This is a genomic window from Streptomyces sp. 1331.2 (genome assembly GCF_900199205.1).
Lineage (GTDB): Bacteria > Actinomycetota > Actinomycetes > Streptomycetales > Streptomycetaceae > Kitasatospora.
The window spans coordinates 3,843,786-3,866,643 of sequence record NZ_OBMJ01000001.1; the positions used below are offsets into that span (position 1 = coordinate 3,843,786).

General features: G+C 73.8%; 19 protein-coding genes. 12 read left to right on the plus strand and 7 right to left on the minus strand.

Annotation, left to right across the window (positions count from 1 at the left end; translation table 11 throughout):
- Window positions 1-171 precede the first annotated feature (171 nt).
- A complete protein-coding gene (locus CRP52_RS16270) occupies window positions 172-1,728 on the plus strand; it encodes a helicase HerA-like domain-containing protein (protein ID WP_097237048.1) in 1,557 nt (518 codons plus the stop codon).
- 19 nt (window positions 1,729-1,747) lie between these two features.
- Here the strand turns inward: CRP52_RS16270 and CRP52_RS16275 are convergent, their stop codons facing one another.
- Together CRP52_RS16275 and CRP52_RS16280 are read right to left on the minus strand one after the other, a co-directional pair.
- On the minus strand, window positions 1,748-2,914 hold the full coding sequence (locus CRP52_RS16275; protein ID WP_097237049.1) for a hypothetical protein: 1,167 nt from the start codon (window positions 2,912-2,914) through the stop codon (window positions 1,748-1,750).
- 93 nt (window positions 2,915-3,007) lie between these two features.
- Entirely contained in the window at window positions 3,008-3,739 is a 732-nt protein-coding gene (locus CRP52_RS16280) for a rhomboid family intramembrane serine protease (protein WP_097237050.1), read from the minus strand.
- Window positions 3,740-3,831: 92 nt separating this feature from the next.
- On the opposite strand from CRP52_RS16280, the gene CRP52_RS16285 reads away from it, so the two are divergent.
- Both CRP52_RS16285 and CRP52_RS16290 read left to right on the plus strand, forming a co-directional pair.
- Entirely contained in the window at window positions 3,832-4,350 is a 519-nt protein-coding gene (locus CRP52_RS16285; protein ID WP_097237051.1) for a YbhB/YbcL family Raf kinase inhibitor-like protein, read from the plus strand.
- 1 nt (window position 4,351) lies between these two features.
- On the plus strand, window positions 4,352-5,287 hold the full coding sequence (locus CRP52_RS16290) for a hypothetical protein (protein ID WP_143685756.1): 936 nt from the start codon (window positions 4,352-4,354) through the stop codon (window positions 5,285-5,287).
- A 49-nt stretch (window positions 5,288-5,336) separates the two neighbouring features.
- Here CRP52_RS16290 and CRP52_RS16295 read toward each other — a convergent pair whose 3' ends face one another.
- Window positions 5,337-6,305 carry a helix-turn-helix transcriptional regulator gene (locus CRP52_RS16295; RefSeq protein ID WP_179852815.1) on the minus strand — a complete coding sequence of 323 codons (969 nt, stop codon included), beginning with the start codon at window positions 6,303-6,305 and terminating at the stop codon, window positions 5,337-5,339.
- A gap of 97 nt (window positions 6,306-6,402) precedes the next feature.
- Here CRP52_RS16295 and CRP52_RS16300 point away from each other — a divergent pair, with 97 nt between their 5' ends.
- Together CRP52_RS16300 and CRP52_RS16305 are read left to right on the plus strand one after the other, a co-directional pair.
- The gene (locus tag CRP52_RS16300; protein ID WP_097240125.1) at window positions 6,403-7,914 is read left to right on the plus strand and encodes an MFS transporter; all 1,512 of its coding nucleotides are present in this window, start codon (window positions 6,403-6,405) and stop codon (window positions 7,912-7,914) included.
- A 66-nt stretch (window positions 7,915-7,980) separates the two neighbouring features.
- On the plus strand, window positions 7,981-8,202 hold the full coding sequence (locus tag CRP52_RS16305) for a KTSC domain-containing protein (RefSeq protein WP_097237054.1): 222 nt from the start codon (window positions 7,981-7,983) through the stop codon (window positions 8,200-8,202).
- 57 nt (window positions 8,203-8,259) lie between these two features.
- Here CRP52_RS16305 and CRP52_RS16310 read toward each other — a convergent pair whose 3' ends face one another.
- Complete coding sequence (locus tag CRP52_RS16310) at window positions 8,260-8,904, minus strand: HhH-GPD-type base excision DNA repair protein (RefSeq protein ID WP_097237055.1); 645 nt, start codon at window positions 8,902-8,904, stop codon at window positions 8,260-8,262.
- A 551-nt stretch (window positions 8,905-9,455) separates the two neighbouring features.
- On the opposite strand from CRP52_RS16310, the gene CRP52_RS39580 reads away from it, so the two are divergent.
- The 3 genes from CRP52_RS39580 to CRP52_RS16325 all read left to right on the plus strand — a co-directional run bounded on the left by CRP52_RS39580 (window position 9,456) and on the right by CRP52_RS16325 (window position 13,448).
- Window positions 9,456-11,918 (plus strand): terpene synthase family protein, encoded by a 2,463-nt coding sequence (locus CRP52_RS39580; protein ID WP_097237056.1) that lies wholly within the window; start codon window positions 9,456-9,458, stop codon window positions 11,916-11,918.
- Between the two features lie 142 nt (window positions 11,919-12,060).
- Window positions 12,061-12,858, plus strand: a complete 798-nt coding sequence (locus tag CRP52_RS16320) for a VOC family protein (RefSeq protein ID WP_097237057.1) — start codon at window positions 12,061-12,063, stop codon at window positions 12,856-12,858.
- A gap of 86 nt (window positions 12,859-12,944) precedes the next feature.
- Window positions 12,945-13,448, plus strand: a complete 504-nt coding sequence (locus CRP52_RS16325; RefSeq protein ID WP_097237058.1) for a DinB family protein — start codon at window positions 12,945-12,947, stop codon at window positions 13,446-13,448.
- Between the two features lie 35 nt (window positions 13,449-13,483).
- On the opposite strand, the gene CRP52_RS16330 is transcribed toward CRP52_RS16325, so the two are convergent.
- The gene (locus CRP52_RS16330) at window positions 13,484-14,305 is read right to left on the minus strand and encodes an ArsR/SmtB family transcription factor (RefSeq protein ID WP_097237059.1); all 822 of its coding nucleotides are present in this window, start codon (window positions 14,303-14,305) and stop codon (window positions 13,484-13,486) included.
- 65 nt (window positions 14,306-14,370) lie between these two features.
- On the opposite strand from CRP52_RS16330, the gene CRP52_RS40505 reads away from it, so the two are divergent.
- The 4 genes from CRP52_RS40505 to CRP52_RS16355 all read left to right on the plus strand — a co-directional run bounded on the left by CRP52_RS40505 (window position 14,371) and on the right by CRP52_RS16355 (window position 20,158).
- Window positions 14,371-15,774 carry a hypothetical protein gene (locus CRP52_RS40505; RefSeq protein ID WP_306458865.1) on the plus strand — a complete coding sequence of 468 codons (1,404 nt, stop codon included), beginning with the start codon at window positions 14,371-14,373 and terminating at the stop codon, window positions 15,772-15,774.
- A gap of 89 nt (window positions 15,775-15,863) precedes the next feature.
- Window positions 15,864-16,637 (plus strand): isocitrate lyase/PEP mutase family protein, encoded by a 774-nt coding sequence (locus CRP52_RS16345; protein WP_097237060.1) that lies wholly within the window; start codon window positions 15,864-15,866, stop codon window positions 16,635-16,637.
- Between the two features lie 317 nt (window positions 16,638-16,954).
- A complete protein-coding gene (locus CRP52_RS16350; protein WP_097237061.1) occupies window positions 16,955-18,907 on the plus strand; it encodes an FAD/NAD(P)-binding protein in 1,953 nt (650 codons plus the stop codon).
- A 33-nt stretch (window positions 18,908-18,940) separates the two neighbouring features.
- Window positions 18,941-20,158, plus strand: coding sequence for a putative PEP-binding protein (locus CRP52_RS16355; RefSeq protein ID WP_097237062.1), 1,218 nt, complete (start codon window positions 18,941-18,943; stop codon window positions 20,156-20,158).
- A gap of 64 nt (window positions 20,159-20,222) precedes the next feature.
- Here CRP52_RS16355 and CRP52_RS16360 read toward each other — a convergent pair whose 3' ends face one another.
- Window positions 20,223-20,990, minus strand: a complete 768-nt coding sequence (locus CRP52_RS16360) for a hypothetical protein (protein WP_097237063.1) — start codon at window positions 20,988-20,990, stop codon at window positions 20,223-20,225.
- Between the two features lie 102 nt (window positions 20,991-21,092).
- Window positions 21,093-22,769, minus strand: a complete 1,677-nt coding sequence (locus CRP52_RS16365; RefSeq protein ID WP_097237064.1) for a serine/threonine-protein kinase — start codon at window positions 22,767-22,769, stop codon at window positions 21,093-21,095.
- Between the last annotated feature and the right edge of the window lie 89 nt (window positions 22,770-22,858).

The following is a 22,858-nucleotide window of genomic DNA, read 5'->3' on the forward strand; positions in this document are numbered from 1 at the left end:
ACGCGTGCCGGTGTGAACTGCGGGTGGCCGAATGCGGCTGTTTGATGGGAAATGTCGCGAACATCGGCCGGTGCCGAGCGGGCTCCGGTTCCGATGTCGAAGTGTTCCGAAGCGTTCCGAAGCGTGCTGAAGAGTTCCGAAGCGCTCTGATCCGTCCGGGAGTGTGCACCGATGTCCTCCGCCCCCACCCCTGCGGCCGTCCGGGAGATCGCCGACGGGTACGCCTTCACCGGGCCCGCCCTCGACCTCGGCGCGGTGCTGCTCGACGGCACCGCGTACCCGGACGCCCCGGTGCGCATCCCGCTGGGCGTGCTGAACCGGCACGGCCTGGTCGCCGGGGCCACCGGCACCGGCAAGACCAAGACCCTCCAGCTGATCGCCGAACAGCTCTCCGGGCAGGGCGTGCCCGTGTTCCTGGCCGACATCAAGGGGGACGTCTCCGGCGTCGCCGCGCCCGGCGTGCCGAGCGAGCGCACCGGCGCCCGGGCCGCCGAGGTGGGGCAGCAGTGGGCGCCGCAGGGCTGCCCGGCCGAGTTCTACGCGCTCGGCGGGCAGGGCGCAGGCATCCCGATCCGGGCCACCGTCACCAGCTTCGGGCCGCTGCTGCTGGCCAAGGTGCTCGACCTGAACGAGACCCAGGAGTCCTCGCTCAGCCTGGTGTTCCACTACGCCGACAGCAAGGGCCTGGAGCTCTACGACCTCAAGGACCTCACCGCGGTGATCGCCTTCCTCGCCTCGCCCGAGGGCAAGGAGGAGCTGCGGACCATCGGCGGCCTCTCGGCGGCCACCGCCGGGGTCATCCTGCGGGCGCTCACCGTGCTGGAGAACGAGGGCGCCGGGGCGTTCTTCGGCGAGCCCGAGTTCGACACCGCCGAACTGCTGCGGACCACCCCGGACGGCCGGGGCGTGGTCTCGGTGCTGGAGCTGCCCGCCGTCCAGGACCGGCCGCGGCTGTTCTCCACCTTCCTGATGTGGCTGCTCGCCGACCTCTACCAGGAGCTGCCCGAGGTCGGCGACCCCGACAAGCCCAAGCTGGTGTTCTTCTTCGACGAGGCGCACCTGCTGTTCAAGGGCGCCTCCAAGGCCTTCCTGGAGGCGATCACCCAGACCGTGCGGCTGATCCGGTCCAAGGGTGTCGGCATCTTCTTCGTGACCCAGACCCCGCGGGACGTCCCGTCCGACGTGCTGGCGCAGTTGGGCAACCGGGTGCAGCACGCGCTGCGGGCCTTCACCCCGGACGACGCCAAGGCGCTCAAGGCCACCGTCTCCACCTTCCCGCGCTCCTCGTACGACCTCGGCGCGGTGCTGACCTCGCTCGGCACCGGGGAGGCGGTGGTGACCGTCCTGTCCGAGAAGGGTGCGCCGACGCCCGTCGCGGCGACCAGGCTGCGGGCGCCGCAGTCGCTGATGGGGCCGGTCGGGGACGGGGAGCTGCGGGCGGCCGTGGACGCCTCGCCGCTGACGGCGCGCTACCGGGACGCGATCGACCGCGAGTCGGCGTACGAGAAGCTCGCCGCGCGGGCGCCCCGGCCGGAGGCGGCGTCGGCGGAGCCCGAGCAGTCCGGACCCGAGACGCGTGAGGCTCCGCGCCAGAAGGAGGGCGTGGGCGGGCTGCTCGGATCGCTGCTGGGCAATCCGACGGTGAAGTCCTTCGCGCGCTCGGCCGGGCGGCAGCTCGGGCAGGAGATCTCGCGCAGCCTGTTCGGGACGTCCAAGCGGCGGCGGTGACCGGGCGCCGCCCCGGGGATCAGCCGGCGAGGGCGGTGCCGATCCGGTCCAGGGAGGACAGGCGCATCAGGCCGTAGTGGTAGAACTCGACCTCGGGGACGCCGAGTTCGCGCAGGGTGGCGATCTTGGCGGCGAGGTTCTGCGGGCCGTCGCAGTCGGCCGACATCGGGCGCAGGATCACCGCCAGGTCCTGCGGGCGGACGCCGTGGAGAGCGAAGGCTGCGATCTTCTCCCGGACGGCCTCCGGCGTCCTGGCGTAGCCGAGCGTCTCGATCCGGTCGGTGGCCTTGGCGAGGGCTGGCAGGTCGATGCCGGCGAGCCAGCCCTTGCCGGGGCCCTCGCCGTCCATGAAGGTCAGCCGCATGCCGTGGCGGCGGGCCTGCTCGGACAGCTCGGCGGCCAGCGAGGTGACGGTGGCGGCGGAGGCGTCCACGTACGCGGCGAAGGCGCCGTCGGCGAGGGCGCTCAGGTCGGCGGGCTCGGCAGCGGCGGACTCGTCGGCCAGCCGGCGGCGCAGCTCGGCGCGGACCGCCTCGGCCGCCTCCTCGGCCGGGACGCCGGCGCGGGTGGCGGCGGCGCGGCAGTGCGGGCAGAAGCAGACGCCGAGCAGGGCCTCGGTGATCGGGCCGAGCTCCTCGAAGTAGCGCTCGTGGTGGTGGCCGTGGCGCAGCCCGTGGAAGTGCAGCGACTCGGCGCGGATCGCGTCCACGCCGTACCGGGCCAGCTCGGCGACCAGGGTCAGCGCGTACTCGCGGACCTCCGCGTTCGCCGGGCAGAGCTCGGTGAGGTGGTGGTCGCCGAAGGCGTTGGCCGGGGCGCAGTCCGGGTGGACGAAGCCGAGCCGGTCGTTGTGGCAGAAGACCGTCCAGGCGTGCAGCTTCAGGCCGCGGCGGCGGGCCTCCTCGGTGGCCTCGGCGAAGGGGTCGCGGTCGCCGAGGGCGGTGGACGGCGTGGGCACCAGGCGGCGGCCCTGCCAGGCGGCCGGGTCGGGGCGGAAGTACGCCGCGCCCGGCTCCAGGTGGCGGATCACCCGGCGGGGGTTGTGCGGGAAGACGTCGCGGGCCTCGTGGTAGACCGCGGCGAGGGTGACGCCGCCGACTCCGGCGCGGTCGGTGAGGTTGCCGAAGAAGGTGTCGGCGCCCTCGTCGAGCAGGTCGGTGGCGAAGGCGAGGACGGACGACTCCACGGTGCGGCTCCGGGGCTGGGGGCAGGTGCGCTGTTCACGCTAGCCGCAGGGGTGGGAATGGTCTATACCTGACGGTCCGGGCGGGCGGCGTGCTCAGAGGCCGAGGTCGTCGAGCTCCTTGAGCAGGGCGGCGTTGGGGCTGTCCGGGGCGGTGGCGGCGGTGGTGGTGGGTCCGGGGGCCGCCGCGGCCGTGGCGGTCTTGGCGCGCGAAGTGCGCGGGGTCCGGTTGCGGAAGATCCAGGCGCCGGCCAGGCCGCCGACCAGACCGCCGAGGTGGGCGGCCCAGCTGATGCCCGGGGCGACGCCGGGCAGGGCGCTGGTGACCATGTAGGCGAAGGAGGCGCCGAGGACGACGCCGATCAGGGTGTCCACCAGGTTGCGGTCGAAGACCCCGCGCAGCACCACGTAGCCGAAGTAGCCGAACACCACGCCGCTGGCCCCGGCGCCGACCGTGTTCGGCGGGTCGAAGACCCAGGCGGTCAGCTCGCTGGTCAGCGCCACCAGCAGGGTGAGGCCGAGGAACTTCTTCACCCCGCGGTAGGCCGCCAGGAAGCCGAAGACGAACAGCGGGCCGGAGTTGGCCTCCAGGTGGGCCCAGTTCCAGTGCAGGAAGGGCGCGGTGACGATGTTCGGCAGCCGGCTCGGATCCTGGGCGACGACGCCGAAGCGCCGGCCGAGGTCGTAGTCGTCCATCCAGTTCACCAGTTGGATCAGCCAGACCACGGCCAGCACCCCGACCATGGTGAACAGCGCCCGGCGGGCGTCGGCGATCATCTGGGCGGGGTCGAGCGGGGTCGTCGCCCGGCTGCGGTCGTTCGAGGCCATGACCTCGACTGTAGGGGCCGCCGGATCGGGCGTGCACCCCATTACAGTGACCCGTGTCATTCCGACCGTGAGACGTGAGAGGTGGCCACCCCATGACCGTTCGCCCGCCGCTGCCGTACGAGTTCCTGCCGCCGGTGCCGTCCTTCGAGCTGACCAGTCAGGACATCACCGAAGGCGGCACGCTGGCCCGGGAGTTCATCCACGCCGGCGGCAACCTCTCGCCGCAGCTGTCCTGGTCGGGCCTGCCGGAGGGCACCCGCGGAATCGCCGTCACCTGCTACGACCCGGACGCGCCCACCGGCTCCGGCTGGTGGCACTGGCTCGCCCTGAACCTCCCCGCCGACACCGCCGAACTGCCGCGCGGCGCCGGATCCTCGGACGAGGACCTGCCGGGCGCGGCCTCCTTCCACGGGCGCAACGACTTCCCGGGCAACCGCTACGACGGTGCCGCCCCGCCGCCCGGTGCCCCGCACCGCTACGTCTTCGCCGTGCACGCCCTGGACGTGGAGAAGCTGGACGTCAGCGCCGACACCCCGCCGGCGCAGGTGGGCTTCCACCTCACCTTCCACACCCTCGGTCGGGCGCTGCTGACCGCGGAGTACGGGGTCTGACGTGTCGGCACCTGGTCGTCCCGGCCGATCCGGTCTTCCCGGCCGTTCCGGCCTTCCTGGTTCGCCGGTCGAGGTCTGGCGGCTGCCCGAGGAGGAGTGGCGGGCCGGGAGCCGGGCCCTGACCTGGACGGTCGGACCGGAGGGGGAGTTGGCCGTCCTGGTGGTACCGGAGCGGTGCGCGGCTCCGGCCGGATCGTGGCCGTACGCCGTGCTGCCCTTCGACGGCGAGGTGCTGGTGCACGACCCGCAGGGCGAGCGGCGGGTGCCGCTCGAAGGGGTCGGCGTCTCGCCGGACCTGCTGGCGCTGCTGCCGGGCGGCCGGGTGCTGCTGGCCGGCCGCCGGGCCGAGGAGCCGGCGGACGGCTGGGAGCGCAACGGCCTGGTGTTCGGGCCCGACGGTCGACCCGGCCGGGAGCTGCAACTCGGCGACGACGTCCGGGCGTTGATCACCGACCGGGACGGCCGGATCTGGCTGGCCTTCGGGGACGAGGGCAACTACGGCGACAACCCGATCGGCCGGTTCGGCCTGGTCGGGCTGGACTCCGCCGGGCGGACGGTCTGGCGGCCGTCGGTCGGGGAACTGCCCGACGACCCGCTGGAGGGCCTGGCCGCCGCCACCGAGGGGCGGCGGACCTGGCTGGCCTGGTACGGGGACAACAGCCACCTCACCGGGATCGACCTCACCGCCGGGAAGCCGACGGCCATGCGGCTGCCGGCCCGGCAGCCGGTGGGCTTCGCGATCGCCGGGAACCGGGCCGTGTTCCTGCGGCCCGACGGCGAGCTGATCCGGTGCGAACGGGAGAGCCGCAAGGGCTGGCGGGAGGTCGGCCGGCAGCGGGTGGACGTGCCCGGGGAGCTGGACCGGGAGCGCGCGTACGGCCGGGACGGCGTGCTCTGGTTCCGGTCCGGCAACGGGTGGTACCGGGTCGAGGCGTAGGGCTCCCGGCCGCTCGGGCGGGGGCCCGTTCGGCTGCGCAGGCAGGGGCTCAGCCCGACCGTTCGGCTGCCCGGGCGGCGCGTTCGGCGAGGGTGCGCAGGTGTGCGCGCAGCTCCGGGGGCTCGTGCACCTCGAACTCGCAGTCCAGCATGAGCAGTCCGGCCGCCAGCCACTTCAGGGAGTCCGCCCGGGAGCGCAGGCGGCAGCGGTGGTCGTCGATCGGCTCGATCTCGAAGTCCCTGGTCCAGGGCATCCGGCCGTCGACCTCGGCGGCGGAGCGGTGGACGGTGGCCACCATGGTGTGGACCTGCGACCGGCGGCGCAGTCTGCTCGCGACGAACCCGGCGGCGTCCTCGGCGGGGAGCGGGCGCGGGGTGAAGCGGGCTCCGGTGGCGAAGGGTTCGCTCAGCCGGTCGACCCGGAAGAGCCGCCAGTCCTCGCGGTCCAGGTCGTAGCCGATCAGGTACCAGCGGCGTCCGGTGGAGACCAGGCGTTCGGGCTCGACGTTGCGCCGGGTCTCGGCGCCGTCGCGGGCGCGGTAGGCGAAGCGCAGGCGTTCGTGGTTGGTGACGGCGCCCGCGAGCAGGGTGAGCTCTTCAGGGTCGACGGTCGGGCCGTCCCCGGTGAGCAGCGGCACGGTGGCGGTGTTGAGCGTCCCGACCCGGTGCCGCAGCCGGCTCGGCAGCACCTGGAGCAGTTTGCCGAGCGCCCGTACCGAGGCCTCCTCGATGCCGACCACCGCGTGCCCGGCCGCGGCCCGCAGCCCGACCGCGATGGCCACCGCCTCCTCGTCGTCCAGCAGCAGCGGCGGCATCGCGGTGCCCGCGACCAGGCGGTAGCCGCCGACCACGCCCATGGTGGCCTGCACCGGGTAGCCGAGGTCGCGCAGCCGGTCGATGTCGCGCCGGATGGTGCGGGGGCTGACGCCGAGCCGTTCGGCGAGTTCGCTGCCGGGCCACTCGCGCGGGGTCTGCAGCAGGGACAGCAGGTTCAGCAGCCGTGCCGGGGTGTCGGTCATGCCGTCCAGCATGCCGGACGAACTGGGACAGCTTCTGACCTAGATGGTCCGTACCGTCGGGCTCGTGGACAAGGTGGGCACGAGCGAGGAGTACGGAATGGGCGCGGCGACAGCCGACCGGCGGAGGTGGATCGCGCTGGCGATCGTGATGGTGGCCTCCTTCATGGACCTGGTGGACGTCACCATCGTCAACATCGCCATCCCCAGCATCCAGGCGGACACCGGCGCCTCCTTCAGCGCCGTGCAGTGGGTCACCGGCGGCTACGCCCTGGCCTTCGCGATCGGCCTGATCACCGGCGGGCGGCTGGGCGACATCTACGGCCGCAAGCGGCTGTTCCTGATCGGGATCGGCGGCTTCACGGCGGCCTCCGCGCTCTGCGGGCTGGCCTCCGGCCCGGAGATGCTGGTCGCGACGCGGCTGCTGCAGGGCGGGACGGCGGCGCTGATGGTGCCGCAGGTGCTGTCGATCATCCACGCGACCTTCCCGGCGGAGGAGCGGGGCAAGGTGTTCGGCATGTTCGGCGCGGTGGTCGGGCTGGGCGCCGTCTCCGGTCCGATGATCGGGGCGCTGCTCACCGAGTGGGACCTGTTCGGCCTGGCCTGGCGGCCGATCTTCCTGATCAACCTGCCGGTCGGCATCGCCGGCCTGCTGCTCGGACGCCGCTTCATCGACGAGTCCAAGGCCGACCACGCGCTGAAGCTCGACCTGGTCGGCGTGGCCCTCGCCAGCCTCGGCCTGCTGATGCTGATCTACCCGCTGACGCACGGACGCGAGGCCGGCTGGCCGCTCTGGGGGTACCTGTCGATGGCCGGCAGCCTGCCGGTGTTCGCGCTCTTCGTCGTGTACGAGAAGGTCAAGACGCGGCGGGACGGCTCGCCGCTGGTGGAACTGGCGCTGTTCCGGGTGAAGTCCTTCGCGGCCGGGATCTGCGTGCAGCTGGCCTTCGGCGTCGCGCTCGGCATCTTCTTCCTGGTCTGGACCCTCTACATGCAGATCGGCCTGGGCTGGAGCCCGCTCAAGGCCGGTGCGACCGGCATCCCGTTCTCGATCGCGGTCTCCATGGCGGCGGGGCTGTCGGTGCAGAAGCTGGTGCCGCGGTTCGGGCGGAAGGTGCTGCAGGCGGGCGCCCTGGTGATGGCGGCCGGCGTGCTCACCTACATCTGGGAGGCGGACCGGTACGGGACGGCGATCACGCCTTGGCAGATGGCGCTGCCGCTGGTGGTGATGGGCCTCGGCATGGGGCTGATCGTCGCGCCGATCACGGACGCGGTGCTGGCGGAGGTGCCGCGTGAGCACGCGGGTTCGGCGTCCGGGCTGATCAACACCGTTCAGCAGGTCGGGAACGCGCTCGGGCTCGGGCTGGTGTCGGTGGCCTTCTTCGGGGCGATGGACGACGTGGTCGCGCCGGAGGCGGTCGGGACGGCGTTCGGCGGGGCCTTCGTGCACGCGCTGTGGTGGGTGGTGGGGGTGCTGGTGGCGGTGTTCCTGCTGATGCTCGCGCTGCCCAAGCGGCGCGGGGCGGTCGGTGCGGGCGGCTCGGACGGTGCGGTGGCGGAGGGTTCCGCCGTCGAGGGTGCCGCGGTGGCGCGGGAGAGCGCCCTGGTCTGACGTCGCGCGCTCTGTGTGGGCCCCGGTCGCCGTGCGCGGCCGGGGCCGCCGTCGCACACTGGGGCGGTGGACCGTACGGCGGTGGACTCCTCGGTGCTGCGCTCGGTCGGCTACGACCCGGTGGCGCGGCGGTTGGAGCTGGAGTTCACCGGCGGAGGGGTGTACGTCTACGCGGACGTACCCGCCCGGGTGCACCGGGAGTTGCTGGCGGCGCCGAGCCGTGGGCGGTACTTCGTCCGGCGGATCCGCGGGCAGTACGCCTACCGGCGCTCGGGGGCCGGCCGGTAGCCGCCGCCGCCGTCCTCGGCGCGGGTGCGCCGGGCTCCGCGGGTGGGGGCAACCGTTTCAGCGTGCGCCGGTCGCGGCGGGGGTGGTCGTCGCCCGGCCGACGGTGCGCGGCTTGGCGGCCGCCTTGGCCTCCTTCGCAACGCGCTTCATCTCCTGCTTGAACTCCCTTACCAGGATGAGGGATTCGGGGCCGGTGATGTCGGCGACCGAGCGGTGCGCGCCCTCCTCGCCGTACGCGCCGGCCGCCTCGCGCCAGCCCTCGGGCCGTACGCCGTACTGCTTGCCGAGCAGGGCGAGGAAGATCTGCGACTTCTGCTTGCCGAAGCCGGGCAGGGCGTTGAGACGGCTCAGCAGTTCCTTGCCGGTGCGCACGTTCTTCCACAGCGCGGCGGCGTCGCCGTCGTACTGCGCGACGAGGAACTGGCAGAGCTGCTGGACCCGTTTGGCCATCGCGGCGGGGTAGCGGTGGACGGCGGGTTTGGCGGACAGGAGCGCGACGAACTCCTCCGGGTTGTAGGTGGCGATCTCGTGGGCGTCCAGGTCGTCCCGGCCGAGGCGCTGCGCGATGGTCAGCGGGCCGGTGAACGCCCACTCCATCGGCACCTGTTGGTCGAGCAGCATGCCGACGAGCGCGGCGAGTGCACTCCGTCCGAGCAGTTCGTCGGCCTCGGGCTGCTGTGCGAGCCGAACGGTGACGTTCATGGGCTTGCCCTCCTCGGAGTTGACGTCGGGTCGGCGCCCAGTCTGGAGGACGCGACCTGGGCGGAGGCGGTCAACACGCCCGTACCGGGGGAACTCTTGGTGTTCCGGGCCTTGCCGTGCCTGCTTTGTTCGTTGGCGGAGCGGTTGTTGGGGATTCGGAGGGGGCAGTGCGGAATATTTTTTGCCCGCATTCCGCCCGCATTCCGCCCGCGGCTGTCGCATCCGTCGCGGGCCGCGGCACACCCGCTTCCCGCTCGTCTGCCTCGCCCGGTCGCGGCCTCGCGGCCCTCGGCCCGGCAGCCTGACCGCCGGCGCACACCGACCACCCCGCAGGGACGGACCGATCGCGGCCTGCCCCTGCGGCGTTGGTGCTCTGGGCGGCGCGCGTGATGAGGGAGGGGCGGGTGGGGAGCGAGGTGCGCTCGGCTGGGTGGGTGGTTTTGGTGGGGTTGGTGGGTCATCTCATATGACTGTTTCGGTTGTGCCGGTGTGGCGGGCGGGGGGCGGGTCATTCTTGGTCCAATCGACGCGTCCAGAAAGGCTCGCCCGCCGTGACCCAGCCGTTCGAACTGCCGTCCTTCTACGTGCCGCACCCGGCGCGCCTCAATCCGCATCTGGAGGAGGCGCGGGCCCATAGCACCGGCTGGGCCCGGGAGATGGGCATGCTGGAAGGCTCCGGGATCTGGGACCAGGCCGATCTGGAGGCGCACGACTACGGCCTGCTCTGCGCCTACACCCACCCCGACGCCTCCGCCGAGGTGCTGTCGCTGGTGACCGACTGGTACGTCTGGGTCTTCTTCTTCGACGACCACTTCCTCGACATGTACAAGCGCACCAACGACCGCGAGGCGGGCAAGGCGCACCTCGACCGGCTGCCGCTGTTCATGCCGGCCGACCCGGCCACCCCGACGCCCGAGCCGGAGAACCCGGTCGAGGCGGGCCTGGCCGACCTGTGGCGGCGCACCGTGCCGGCGATGGGCGAGGACTGGCGGCTCCGGTTCGCCGAGAGCACCCGCAACCTGCTGAACGAGTCGCTCTGGGAGCTCGCCAACATCGACGCCGGCCGGGTCGCCAACCCGGTCGAGTACATCGAGATGCGCCGCAAGGTCGGCGGTGCGCCGTGGTCCGCCCAGCTGGTCGAGTACGCGGCGGGCGCCGAGGTGCCGAAGGAGGTGTCCGGCACGCGCGCGTTGCGGGTGCTGATGGACGCCTTCTCCGACGGCGTGCACCTGCGCAACGACATCTTCTCGTACCAGCGGGAGGTCGAGGACGAGGGGGAGTTGAGCAACGGCATCCTGGTGCTGGAGCGCTTCCTGGAGTGCAGCACCCAGGAGGCCGCCGACGCGGTCAACGACCTGCTCACCTCGCGGCTCCAGCAGTTCGAGAACACCGTGTTCACCGAGCTGCCGGTGCTGTTCGCGGAGACCGGGATCGGCCCGGAGGACCGGGCGCGGGTCATGGCGTACGTCAAGGGGCTGCAGGACTGGCAGGCCGGCGGGCACGAGTGGCACATGCGGTCCAGCCGGTACATGAACGGCGGTGGGGCGGCGGCCGGTTCGGGCGGTGCGGTGGCGCCCGGGTCGGGCGGAGAGCAGGTGGGGGCGGCGGGTCTGACCGGGCTGCCGGGGTTGCCGGGTGCCGGCAACTGGTGGGACCAGTATGCGATCGGGGGGATCGGGACCTCGGCGCTGGACATCCTGCGCAGTGGGGCGACGGCCGGCGCGGCGGCTGCGGCGGCGGAGGGGAAGGCGGCGAAGCGCGGGGCCGGCCCGACCGAGCGGCGGGTGCGCTCGCACGCGCACGTGCCGTTCCAGGCCGTCGGACCGTCCCGACTGCCCGAGTTCCGGCTGCCGTTCAAGCTCACGCTCAGCCCGCACCTGGACGGCGCCCGGGAGCGGGTGGTCGAGTGGGCCGGGCGGATGGGCCTGCTGGAGGCGGACCCGGCCCTGCCCGGCTCCGGCATCTGGGACGCCGAGTCGATGCGCGACTACGACCTCGCGCTCTGCGCCGCCGGCCTCCACCCGGACGCCACCGCCGACCAACTCGACCTGGACAGCGCCTGGTTGGCGTGGGGCACCTGGGCCGACGACTACTACCCGGCGGCTTTCGGCCGTACCCGCGACCTGGCCGGCGCCAAGCACGCAAACGAGCGGCTGTCGCTGTTCATGCCGGTGGACGGCAGCCCCGCGCCGGAGCCCGCCAACGCGCTGGAACGCGGCCTCGCCGACCTCTGGGAGCGCACCGCCGGCCCGATGACCGTCGAGGCCAGGGCCCGGTTCCGGACGTCGGTGGAGTCCATGATGGCGAGCTGGGTCTGGGAGCTGGCCAACCGGATCCAGCACCGGATCCCGGACCCGGTGGACTACCTCGAAATGCGCCGCGTCACCTTCGGCTCCGACCTCACCGCGGGTCTCTGCCGCCTCGGCCACGGGCAGACCGTCCCCGAGGACGTGTACCGGCACGGCTCGATGCGCGCCCTGGAGAACTCCGCCGCGGACTACGCGACCATGATGAACGACCTCTTCTCGTACCAGAAGGAGGTCGAGTACGAGGGCGAGCTGCACAACGTCGTCCTGGTGGTGCAGAACTTCTTCGGCTGCGACTACCCGGCGGCCGTCCGGATCGTCGACGACCTGATGCACTCGCGGCTGGGCCAGTTCCAGCACGTCGCGGCGAACGAACTCCCGGTCATGTACGAGGACTTCGGGCTGGATTCGGCGGCTCGGGAGCTGCTCGGCGGGTACGTGAAGGAGCTGGAGAACTGGCTCGCGGGCATCCTGAGCTGGCACGAGGGCTGCCGCCGGTACGGCGAGGAGGACCTGCGGCGGAACTTCGGCGTGGAGCGGGACCTCGCGGCGGCGGTGGCGGCCCGGCGGGCGGGGGCACAGGGAGTTCCTGCGGCGGGTCCGACGGGCCCGGCAGCTGCGCGGGGTCCGGCGGTTCCGTTCGGTCCGACCGGTCTGGGGACGGCTTCGCTGCGGCCGCCGGTGAGTGGGGCGGTGCCGACGCACTGAGTGGCCGGCGCCCGGCAGGAGTACGCGGCGCACCCGGGCGGCATCCCCGCGCGGGTGCGCCGCGTCGTGGCTAGGCTGGCGAGTCGGGGGCCGCGCGTGCGCCTCCCGGCGCGCGCACTTCGCCACGGACGAGGGCTGAGAGATGGCTGCGCTACCTGAGGGCACACCCTGTTGGGCCGACGCGATGTTCACCGACGTGGAGGGCGCGAAGGCCTTCTACGGTGACGTGCTGGGCTGGACCTTCGGCGAGAGTTCGTCGGAGTTCGGCAACTACACGCAGGCGTACTCGGACGGCAAGGCGGTCGCCGCGGTCGTCCCGCCGGTGCCCGGCGACGAGGTGCAGTCCGCCTGGTGCCTGTACCTCGCCTCGCCCGACGCCGGCGCCACCGCCGCGCGGATCCGCGCCAACGGCGGCGAGGTGGTCATGGGGCCGATGCAGGTCGGGGACTTCGGCACGATGGTGATCGCCAAGGACCCGGGCGGCGTGGTGTTCGGCGTCTGGCAGGCCGGGCGCCACACCGGCTTCGAGAAGCAGGGCGAGCCCGGCGCGTACAGCTGGGCGGAACTGGTCACCCGGGAGCCGGCCAAGGCCGACGCCTTCTTCCCGGCGGTCTTCCCGTACGGCGTGAGGAAGATGGACTCCGAGGAGTTCGACTACCGGATGTTCCAGATCGGCGACCGGCCGGTGCTGGGCCGGATGGGCGCGGAGGGCGACTTCCTGCCGCCGGAGGCGCCCTCGTACATCAGCGTCTACTTCGCCGTGGACGACACCGACGCCGCGATCGAGCGGCTGACGGCGCGCGGCGGCAAGGTGTACTTCGGGCCGATGGACAGCCCGTTCGGCCGGTTCGCGGCGGTCGGCGACCCGCAGGGCGCGGCGTTCGGGCTGATCGACCTGGGGCGGACGGTCGGCGAGCAGCCGAAGACGGTGGACGTGTGACGGGGGCCGGGTGCTGGGTCCGTTTGGCCGGGGCCGTTCGCCGGGGAGGACGGGTGTGACGGGGTGCGACTGATGAGGAGCGGCTGATGGGCGAGCGCGAGGACCTGGTCGAGACGCTGGACAAGCACCGCGGCCTGCTGCGGCGCACCGTGCGCGACCTCACCGACGCGCAGGCGGCCGAGCGCACCACGGCCAGTGAGCTGTGCCTGGGCGGACTGATCAAGCACGTGGCGGCGGTGGAGGCGCGCTGGGCGCGGTTCATGACCGGCGGCGCGGAGGCGATGCGGGCCGGGGACAGCAACCCGGGTGATCCCGATGCCTGGGCGGCCCAGTTCCGGATGGCGGACGGCGAGACGCTGGCCGGACTGCTCGCCGAGTTCGAGCGGGTGGCGCGCCACACGGACGAACTGATCCGGACCCTGCCCGACCTCGACCTCGCCCACCCGCTGCCGCCGGCGCCGTGGTTCCCGCCGGGTACGGCCTGGTCGGCCCGGCGGGTGGTGCTGCACCTGATCGCCGAGACCTCGCAGCACGCCGGGCACGCGGACATCATCCGGGAGTCGCTGGACGGGGCGAAGTCGATGGGCTGAGTCGATGGGCTGAGGGGGGAGCGCGGGCCGTGGCGTCAGGGGACGTCCACGCCGAGGAGTTCGTGCAGCGCCCGGCCGCCGTCCGCGGTCACCCGTAGGGCGCGGCCGGAGCCGATCCGCTCCACCCAGGCGCGGTCCAGGGCCGCTCGGCAGAGTGCCGCGCCCAGTGCGCCGCCGAGGTGGTTGCGGCGTTCCGTCCAGTCCAGGCAGATGCGCACCAGGGGGCGACCGCCGCGGTGGCCCGCGCGCGGTGGCAGCTCGATCGCTTGGGCGGCCAGCCAGGCGTGGCCGCGTTCGGTGACGGCGAGGGCGGTGTCGGTGAGGGCGGTGTCGGTGAGCCCGGTGTCGTCGGTGACCAGGCCGCGGGCGAGCAGCGCGTCGGCGACGGCCACGCCGAGGCGGCCGGCGAGGTGGTCGTAGCAGGTGCGGGCGCGGGCCTCGGCGCTCAGCCGACCGGCCTCGCCCAGGCTGCGGGGCGGGCGGGTGCCGCTGCTGCCGCTGCTGTTGCCGCTGGGACCGCCGTTGCCGCTGTTGCCGGACTCGGCGAAGGCGGTGAGGTCTTCCAGCAGTGTGGCCACCGCGGGCGTGGCCAGCCGGACGTACCGGTGCCGGCCCTGTCGTTCCTCGGCGAGCAGCCCGCCCGCGATCAGCCGGGACAGGTGCTCGCTGGCCGTGGACGGTGCCACGCGCGCGTGCCGGGCCAGCTCACCGGCCGTCCAGGCGCGGCCGTCGAGCAGTGCGTCGCAGAACGCGGCTCGGGTGGGGTCGGCGAGCAGGGCGGCGAGGGCGGCGAGCGGACTGCCGCCGTGGCGGGCAGCCGGGGTGGGGCGGCGGGTGGGGCCGGGTTGCGGAGGCATGGCTCCATCGTCGCCCCGGCACAGTTCGGTGGGGGCCGAAACGATCCGGGACCACGATGGCGGGCATGAGCGAACCGACGGTTGCCTCCGGCTCCGCAACCCTGACTTTCTCCCGATACGACGACGTCACGGCGGCCCTGGCCGACCCGGCGCTGGTCCCGCTGCCGGCGGCGCCGGTGGCAGCGGGCGCGGCTGCCGGAGTGGCCTGGTTGCGGGCCTCCGTCGCCCGGTTCTCCGCGGGCGAGCCGCATGCCCGGCGCCGGGCGCTGGTCCTGGCCGACCTGGAACGGTTGGACCCGGCCGCGCTTCGGGTGGCCGCGGCGGGCGGCTTCGACCCCGACGTACGGCTGCGGGCGGTCCGGGTGCTCGCCGCGGCGCTCGGCCTGGCCGACCCGGAGGCCGTGGCACGGGACGTCGCGACGGTCGCCCGGGCGTACTTCGCGGACGCGTCGGAGGGGGTGGGCAGGTCGGGCGCGCGGGAGGACCCGGAGGCGGACGCGGCGGTGGCTCGGCTGCTGCCCGCCATGGGAGGCCCGGACGGAGAGGCGGACGGGGAACCGGACGAGGAGCCGGTCGGGGAGACGGCCGCCAACCGGATCGGCCTGCTCGTCCAGGCCTGCGACGCCACCGCCGCACTGGTCGACGCGGCCCGCGGGAACGGGGGCGGACTGGCCGCCGTGCTGCGGGAGGACCCGCCGTTGCGGGCGATGCGCCGCCTCGCGGCCCGGGCGACCGAGGTCGGCGGGGTCGCCGTACCGGCCGGGACGCACGTGGTGCTGGACCTCGCGGCCGCGCAGGCGGAAGCGCCGGACGGTGTGGCGCTCACCTTCGGCGCGCCGCCGCGGCTCTGCCCGGGCCGCTCGCATGCCCTGGCCATCGCGGAGGGCATCCTGTTCGGGGCCTCCGATCCTGCGGACCTTGAAACGGCGGACCGGGATCCCGCTGACTCCGACGCGCCGACCGGGCGCGGCGCCGACGTCGACAAGGCCGAACTCGCCTTGCTGGTACCGGAGATGGTCGCGCATGTACTCGCTCTGGCCGCCACCTGGACCAACTGGGACGGCCGCCCGGTCGTCAACGCCGACGGGCGAACTTACACGCCGCACAAGGCGGTTCGCCGTGTCGCCGACCATCTCCTCGACCATCTGGCGGAGTTGGAGGCCCGGCTGGCCGGCGAACCGACCGAGCCCGACCACTGGCACGCCTCCAACGTCACCACCCCGGCCGACCTCGCTCCGTTCACCGCCGCCGACCTCGACGAGGCGCGCAGCCGCCTCACCCGGCTGGCCGGGATCTGGGCCCGCCGGGTGGCCGCCCTGCCGGACGCGTACCTGGACGACTCGCCGGGCACGGGCTGGAGCTTCCGGCGGATCGTCCGCCACGTCTCCGAGTCCGGGTACTACGCGGACTCCGTGGGGGACCTGCGGCCGGTGGGGTCGGTGGAGCCCGAGGCCGAGGGAAGCGCATGACCCCGCAGGTGAACCCCGCAGGCCGTAGGAACCCCGTAGGCCGTAAGAACCCCGCAACCCTCGACCGTCCACGCCCAGGAGGCCCTGTCATGACCCCCTTCGCCGCCCTGCACCACCGCCCCGGCCGCCCGCTGCTGCTCCCCAACGCCTGGGACCACGCCTCGGCCGCCTCCCTCGTCGCCGCCGGCCACCTCGCGATCGGCACCACCAGCCTGGGCGTGGCGGCTGCCGCCGGGTTGCCCGACGGTGCCGCCGCCACCCGTGCGGAGACCGTACGGCTGGCGCGCCGGCTCGGTGGCGGGGACTTCCTGCTCACCGTCGACGCGGAGTCCGGCTTCAGTGATGACCCGGACGAAGTCTCCGCACTGGCCGTCGAGTTGGCGCAGGCCGGAGCGGTCGGCATCAACCTGGAGGACGCTCGGGCGGACGGCACGCTGACGCCGGTCGCGGTCCACGCGGCGAAGGTCGCGGCGGTGAAGGCGGCGGTGCCGGAGCTGTTCGTGAACGCCCGTACCGACACCTACCGGTCCGGGCAGGACGACCCCGAGCCGGAGACGCTTCGACGCCTGGCCGCGTACCGGGAGGCGGGCGCGGACGGCGTGTTCGTTCCCTGGCTGGCCGAGCCGGCGGTGATCGCCCGGCTGGTCGGCGCGGTCGGCCTCCCGCTCAACATCCTCCTGACGCCGACCGGCCCTGGCCTGGCCGAGCTGGCCGGGCTCGGGGTGGCCCGGGTCAGCCTCGGTTCGCTGCTGTACCGCTCGGCGCTGGCGGCGGCGGTGGCCACGGCGGCGGCCGTCGCGGCGGGCGAGCCGGTGGGGCCGGCGCCCGGGTACGCGGAGGTGCAGGCGCTGAACGAGCGCTAGTCCGGGGGGAGGGGGAGGCGAGATCAGTCCGGAAGGTCGGCGGTGCGCGCGGACCAGGAGGCTTCGATCCCGTCCAGGATCAGCCGGACGCCGCTGAGGAAGACGCCGTCCCCACCCTGCTTCGGACGTCCGCACCCGCAGCCCCGCCGGTGTGCGGATGCCGACGGCCGTACGGGTTCGCGCCGCCGAACCGTCCGCCACCGTGGCCCCTTCTGTCACAACCCGGAGGAAGGGCGCCTGTGCCGACACGCGCGCCCCTAGCCTGATCCGCGGGCCCCGGGTTCCCGGTTCCGATCCCGCGAGCGGAAGGCTTCAGCATGAGTCGAACAGTCAGCTGTCCCAGGGTCGTTGTGGTGGGGGCCGGCCTGGCCGGTACCGCCACCGCGATCAGGATGCTCCACTTCGCCCGCCGACCGGTCGAGATCGTCCTCCTGGAGCGGCGCACCGACTACCGCTCCGCCGGGGTCGCCTACCACCGGAACGGCAACCCCTGGGACCACGTGTTCAACATCCAGGCCGGGCGGATGTCGGCGTTCCGCGAGGACGTCCTCGACTTCGTCCACTGGGCCAACCGCGAGGCGGACCGCGGCGGTTGGCCCGCGCAGTGGGCCGAGTACGAGTTCACCGAACCCGGCCCGGCACCCCGGCGGATATTCCAGGACTACCTGGAGCAGCGGCTCGCCGAGGCCGCCCGCGAGGCCTACCCGGGCGTCCTGCTCCGCGAGGTCGACGGCGAGGCCGTCGACCTCGTACCGACGGCCGACGGCCTCGGCGTCGAGCTGACGGTCCGTCCGACCGGGCCGCAGCCGACCGGGACGGAGTCGACCGGCGCCGAGTACGTGCTGCCCGCCGCGCACGTGGTCCTCGCCACCGGCCTGGAGCTGAAGGACCTGCCCTTCGCCACCGAGGTGCTGGAACACCCGCGCTTCCTCCGCCACCCCTACTCCGCGGACGGCGTAGGGCGGTTGGCGGCGCTGCCGCCCGAGGCCGAGGTGGTGATCGTCGGCTCGGTGCTCAGCGCCTACGACTCGGCCGGCCTGCTGCTGCGCCAGGGCCACACCGGCGGCATCCGGCTGGTCTCCCGCACCGGGACGATGTTCCGCGCCTACCCCGACACCCATGAGCACGGCGTCCTGCACCTGCCCTGCCCCAGCGCGCTGCTGGAGCCGTACCGGGACCGCGAGGAGTTCCTCGGGCGGGTCCGGGCCGAGTGGGAGGCGGCCTGCGCGATCGTGGCCCGCGAGTACCCGGACATCGCCCCGGAGGTGGTCGCCGAGCGGGTCGCCAAGGCCTGGGAGCCGCACCTGCCGGCCGCCCTCGACCGCATCCCGTCGCCTGAACTGCGCGCCCTGCTGGACGAGTTCGGCACCGCGATCGCCGCCTTACGGGTCGGCGCCGTGCAGTACACCATCGACGTCATCGAGCGTTCCATGGACCCGGGCCCGGTAAGCCTGCTGGTCGGAGCGGTCCAGGCGGTCGCCCCCGCCGTGTCGGGCCGGCTGGAGGTCACCGTCGCCACCGCCGACGGGAAGCTGGCCGTCGAAGCCGACCTGGTGGTCTCCAACTTCGGCCGGGAGAGCGACTACCTGCGGGTCGACGGGGAACTGTGGCGCAACCTGCTGCGCCGCGGCCTCGTCACCCCGCACGAGCGCACCGGCCGCGGCCTGGACGTCGACCACCGCGGCGTCCTGCTCACCCGCTCCGGCGCGCCCGCCGGCCCGCTCACCGCCGTCGGCCCGCTGCGCGAGGGCGACGAGATCGTCCGCAACGGCCGTACGGGCGCCTTCGCCTTCAACCTCGCCGCGATCAAGAACCACTCCATCGCGGTCGCCGCCCACGTCATCGAGCAACTGGAGCTGCCCGAAAGCGGGGCGGCGTCCGCCTCCGACCGACCTCCGGTCGTCCCCGCCGCAAGGGCGTCCCGCGACTTGGCCGAATCCCGCACCCCCGACGGCACGTTCGAGGAAGCAGCCGATCCCTCCTTCGCGCACGCTGTGAAACTGGAGGTGAGGAGAATGGCCACCCGTACCCGCGTCGGACGGCAGCAGCTCGACGCCCGCCTGGACGCCCTGATCGGCTCCCTCACCGCCCCGGACGGCACCGACGGCCGTCGCCGCCTGCAGGTGGCGGTCAGCCGGTCCGCGGTCCGGAGACTCACCGACGTCTCCATGACGCCTCGTCAACTACGGCGCCATCTGGAGATCGCGGACGCCGACGACACCGAGGACATCGAGGACATCGAGGACGCCGAGAAGGCCGGAGTCGAATAGGCCGACCGGGCCGACGAGCACCTGGAGGGCTAGTTGAACGGGCGACGGATCCAAGGCTCCCTGCTCACCGGTGGCAACCGGACCACCCTGCGCGCCACCTGCAACCGCACCCGACACCCGCAGGCGGGATCCATCCTGATCGCCCCCAACCTGGAGGCCGGCCTGTACGACGCCATCGTCGCCGCCAGTGCCGTGGTCTGCGGCGAAGGCGGACAGACCGGCCACATGCAGTCCCTCTGCCGCGGCCGCGGCATCCCGGTGCTCCTGGTCGACGAGGCCGACCTCGCCGCCCTGGACGGCGAGGTCACCCTCGACCTGGAGAACGGATCGATCCTGCTCGGCCCCGACCCGGCCGCCGGGCCGGTCCCCCCGCCCGGCCCCGTCACCCCCACCGTCCAGGACCTCGGCGCCGCCTGCGCGGTGATCGCCGACTTCCAGGACATCCGGACCGTCAACTCCTGCGGGCCGAACGCGATGTGCGTCGACTCGTTCTTCATCCGCGAGGAGTTCCTCTGCCTCGCTGCCGGCCTCAGCCCGCTCGACGCCCTCGACGGCGGGCCCGAGGAGACCGCCCGCTACGGGCGGGCGATCGCCGAACGCCTCTGCGCCTTCGTCGAGGAGCTCCTCCCCGGCCAGCGTCTCGTCCTGCGCCTACTCGACCTGCGCTCCGACCACGCCGCCAGCGTCACCGAACAGGCCCCCGTCGCCGTCGAACCCAACCCCGAGCTGGGCCTGCACGGCGCCCGCTGGCTGCTCGGCTCCGCCGCCTACCGGGACGCCCTGCACATCATGCTCGGCGAACTGCGCAGCAGGCTCGGCGACCAGGCGCAGCGGATCCACCTCTCCGTCCCGTTCCTCAACGACGCCGACGAGTACGCCCAACTCCGCTCCCACCTGGAACTCCCGTCCGACGTCTCGCTCTCCGCCTTCATCGAGACCCCCGCCGCCGTCCACGCCACCCCGCAGATCTGCGCCGCCGGCGCCAGCGAACTCTTCGTCGGGGTCAAGGACCTGGTCCAGTTCTACCTGGCCGCCGACCGCGGCAACCACCTCGTCGCCGACTCCTACCAGACCCGCCACCCCGCCGTCCTCGACGGCGTCCACCGCGTGGTCGAGGCGGCCCGCGCCGCCGGCACCCCCGTCCGCGTCTTCTCGCTCGGCGCCGACCTCACCCACTACCTCGCCCGACTCGCCACCCCCGACGGCTACATGATGTGCACCGCCGAACTCGCTCAGGTCCTCCAGTCCTGACGCGCCCGCGGCTCGGCCCTCGCTCCCTGCACAGCGGCAAGGGTCGGGACCGTCCGGCCGGGCCTCAGGCCGGGTAGCGGATGGAGCCCAGGGGCGGGCAGGGGACGAGCATGCTGCCGGCGCCGGGGCGTTCGACGAAGGCGCGGGCCTCGGCGGCCTGTTGCCGTCGGGTGTCCAGGTCGTCGGCGTGCCAGGCGTCGCGCATGGCGCGGGGCTGGTCCCAGGTGTCGTCGATGAGGCTGAGGCTGGTGTTGCCGGCGCTGCGCTGGAACTCGGCCTTCACGGCGGCCTGTTGGAGCGCGGTGTGGGCCGCGGAGAGGTCGATGCGGGTGATGAGGACGCCCGGGGTGTGCGGTTCGCGGGTGGGCAGGGGAGCCCGCGGGAGCAGGGACACCCCGGTGTCGAGGCGGCCGATGTTGTCGACGGTCGCGTTCTGGGCCTCCCGCACCATGGTCTGCATCTCCTGGTGCAGCCAGAGGAGTTCGTCGAGATCCGCCAGGGTGATGCGCATCCGCTGGTAGAGGGCGCGGAAGCGGGGGTCGTGGTGCAGCGGTTGCAGGGCGGGCATGTGGAGTGCCACGCAGTCGTTGTAGCCGGCCGTCACGGCGGCGTCGAGGTGGTGGATCACCTCCTCCGGCCGGCCGTGGGCGAGAGCCAGGCCGGCGAGGGTCGAGTGGCCCGCGGCGGCGAGCCAGGTGCCGTCGGGGCCGAGCGCCGTGGCGCGCGCGATGACGTCGTGGATGCCCGGCACCACCGCGGCGCCACCATGGGTCAGTTGTGCCACCAGCAGTTCGTGAACGCGGGCGACCAGTGAGTGGACGGTGTCGGCCATGGGTCTCCTCGGACCTCGATGGTGAAGAGCACAAGGGGTGAGTGTGTTGCCCTTGTGGGGATGACGGGCGGGCGGGGTGCGCGGTTCCGGCCCGCCCGGGCCTCACGCCTTCTTCCGCAGCACCATGTACCGGTCCGGTTCGAGCAGGTCCATGCTGTAGCGGAGGGTGCCGTCCGGCTGCATGGCGATCAGGCGGTAGATCGACCGGTCGGCGATGCACTCCTCGCCGGCCGAGGAGCCGGTCACCCGGGACACGTAGGAGACCTGGCGCTCGTCGGCCTCGGAGAGCGTCCACGCGCCTTCGCACCAGATGCCGGTGCTCGGCGTCTCGGCGCGGATCCTGCTCTTCTCCTCGCTCGGCGCCGACTGGACGATGGTCAGGGTGACGGTGGTGACGTCTCCGTCGGTGGCCTTGCGCTCGCCGACCCACGTGCCGAGGAACTTCGCCGGGATGACGCCCGGCCCCATGGCGGTGGGGGACGCGCCGCCGGTGGGGGACGCGCCGGGCGTGGGGCCGTCGTCGGCCGGATCGGTGGCGTCACCGGTCGGCTCGGGGCGCTTCGACGCCGGCTCCGTGGGTGTCGTCCCGTCCTCGGCCGGGGGCGTCCGCCCGGGGTCCGACGCGGCGGCCTGCCGGTCGTCATCCCGGAACCGCTCGATCAGCAGGTCCCCGCCGGCCAGCAGCAGCGCGCCGACCAGGACGGCCGCCAGCGCGCCGTAGCCCCGCCGGCGGCGTGGCCGCGGTGGGTACGGCCGGTGGCCCGGCACCGACGGCAACGGGCCCGGCACCGGGAGCGCAGTCCGGAGCGGCACCGGGACCGCGACCGGCGGACCGAACTGTGCCGGAGCCCCGGCCTCCCGTTCCCCCTCCCGTTCCGCCTCCAGGTCCAGCAGCTGGACGGCACTGCGCCCGACCGCCGCCGCCAGCGCCGCCGGCAGCCAGTCCCCGTGCCCCAGCCGGGCGGCGGCCGCGCTGCCCTCGTCCAGCCGTTCCCGCAGCCGTGCGGGCGTCGGGCGGGCGGACGGGTCCTTGGCCAGACAGTCACGGACGAGGTCGTTCAGCGGGCCGGTCAGCCCGGAGAGGTCCGGCTCCTCGTGCAGCACCCGGTAGAGCAGGACGGGCGCGCTCACCCCGGCGCCGAACGGCGGCGTGCCCGTCGCCGCGTACGCGAGCACCGCGCCGAGCGCGAAGACGTCGCCGGCCGGCCCGGCGGGCAGCCCGTTCGCCTGCTCCGGCGACATGAAGCCCGGCGAGCCGAACACCTGGCCGGACTGGGTGAGCGCGGTGGTGGAGTCCAGTGCGCGGGCGATGCCGAAGTCGATCAGCCGCGGCCCGTCCAGGGTCAGCAGCACGTTCGACGGCTTGACGTCCCGGTGCACCAGTCCGAGGCCGTGCACATGGGCGAGCGCCTCGGCGAGGCCGACGCCGAGGGTCCGGACGGCCGGCTCGGGCAACGGTCCGAACTCCCGTACGGCGGTGGTGAGCGCGGGCCCGGCGACGTAGCCGGTCGCCACCCAGGGGTGCTCGCCCTCGGTGTCCGCGTCCAGGACCGGTGGCGTCCAGGTGCCGCCGACCCGCCGGGCGGCCGCCACCTCCTGACGGAACCGGGCCCGGAACTCGGGGTCCCCGGCCAGGTCGCGCCGGACCACCTTGACGGCGACGGTCCGCCCGCCCGTGGTCCGGCCGAGGTAGACCCGGCCCATCCCGCCCGCCCCGAGCTGCCGCAGCAAGCGGTACTCGCCCACCTGCCGCGGATCGTCCGCCGCCAGCGGCTCCATCCCCACGCTCCCCTCGACGCCCGACCCGGCCGCCCCCGACCGGGCCGCCCCCGACCGGGCCGCCCCCGACCCGGCCGCCCCCGCCTCAC

Coding starts and splice junctions, on each gene's coding strand:
- CRP52_RS16360 (WP_097237063.1), bottom strand. CDS start 20,990: ATGGCCGACACCGTCCACTCACTGGTCGCCCGCGTTCACGAACTGCTG.
- CRP52_RS16310 (WP_097237055.1), bottom strand. CDS start 8,904: ATGAACGTCACCGTTCGGCTCGCACAGCAGCCCGAGGCCGACGAACTG.
- CRP52_RS16270 (WP_097237048.1), top strand. CDS start 172: ATGTCCTCCGCCCCCACCCCTGCGGCCGTCCGGGAGATCGCCGACGGG.
- CRP52_RS16295 (WP_179852815.1), bottom strand. CDS start 6,305: ATGACCGACACCCCGGCACGGCTGCTGAACCTGCTGTCCCTGCTGCAG.
- CRP52_RS16300 (WP_097240125.1), top strand. CDS start 6,403: ATGGGCGCGGCGACAGCCGACCGGCGGAGGTGGATCGCGCTGGCGATC.
- CRP52_RS16365 (WP_097237064.1), bottom strand. CDS start 22,769: ATGGAGCCGCTGGCGGCGGACGATCCGCGGCAGGTGGGCGAGTACCGC.
- CRP52_RS16350 (WP_097237061.1), top strand. CDS start 16,955: ATGAGTCGAACAGTCAGCTGTCCCAGGGTCGTTGTGGTGGGGGCCGGC.
- CRP52_RS16345 (WP_097237060.1), top strand. CDS start 15,864: ATGACCCCCTTCGCCGCCCTGCACCACCGCCCCGGCCGCCCGCTGCTG.
- CRP52_RS16320 (WP_097237057.1), top strand. CDS start 12,061: ATGGCTGCGCTACCTGAGGGCACACCCTGTTGGGCCGACGCGATGTTC.
- CRP52_RS40505 (WP_306458865.1), top strand. CDS start 14,371: ATGAGCGAACCGACGGTTGCCTCCGGCTCCGCAACCCTGACTTTCTCC.
- CRP52_RS16325 (WP_097237058.1), top strand. CDS start 12,945: ATGGGCGAGCGCGAGGACCTGGTCGAGACGCTGGACAAGCACCGCGGC.
- CRP52_RS16280 (WP_097237050.1), bottom strand. CDS start 3,739: ATGGCCTCGAACGACCGCAGCCGGGCGACGACCCCGCTCGACCCCGCC.
- CRP52_RS16285 (WP_097237051.1), top strand. CDS start 3,832: ATGACCGTTCGCCCGCCGCTGCCGTACGAGTTCCTGCCGCCGGTGCCG.
- CRP52_RS16330 (WP_097237059.1), bottom strand. CDS start 14,305: ATGCCTCCGCAACCCGGCCCCACCCGCCGCCCCACCCCGGCTGCCCGC.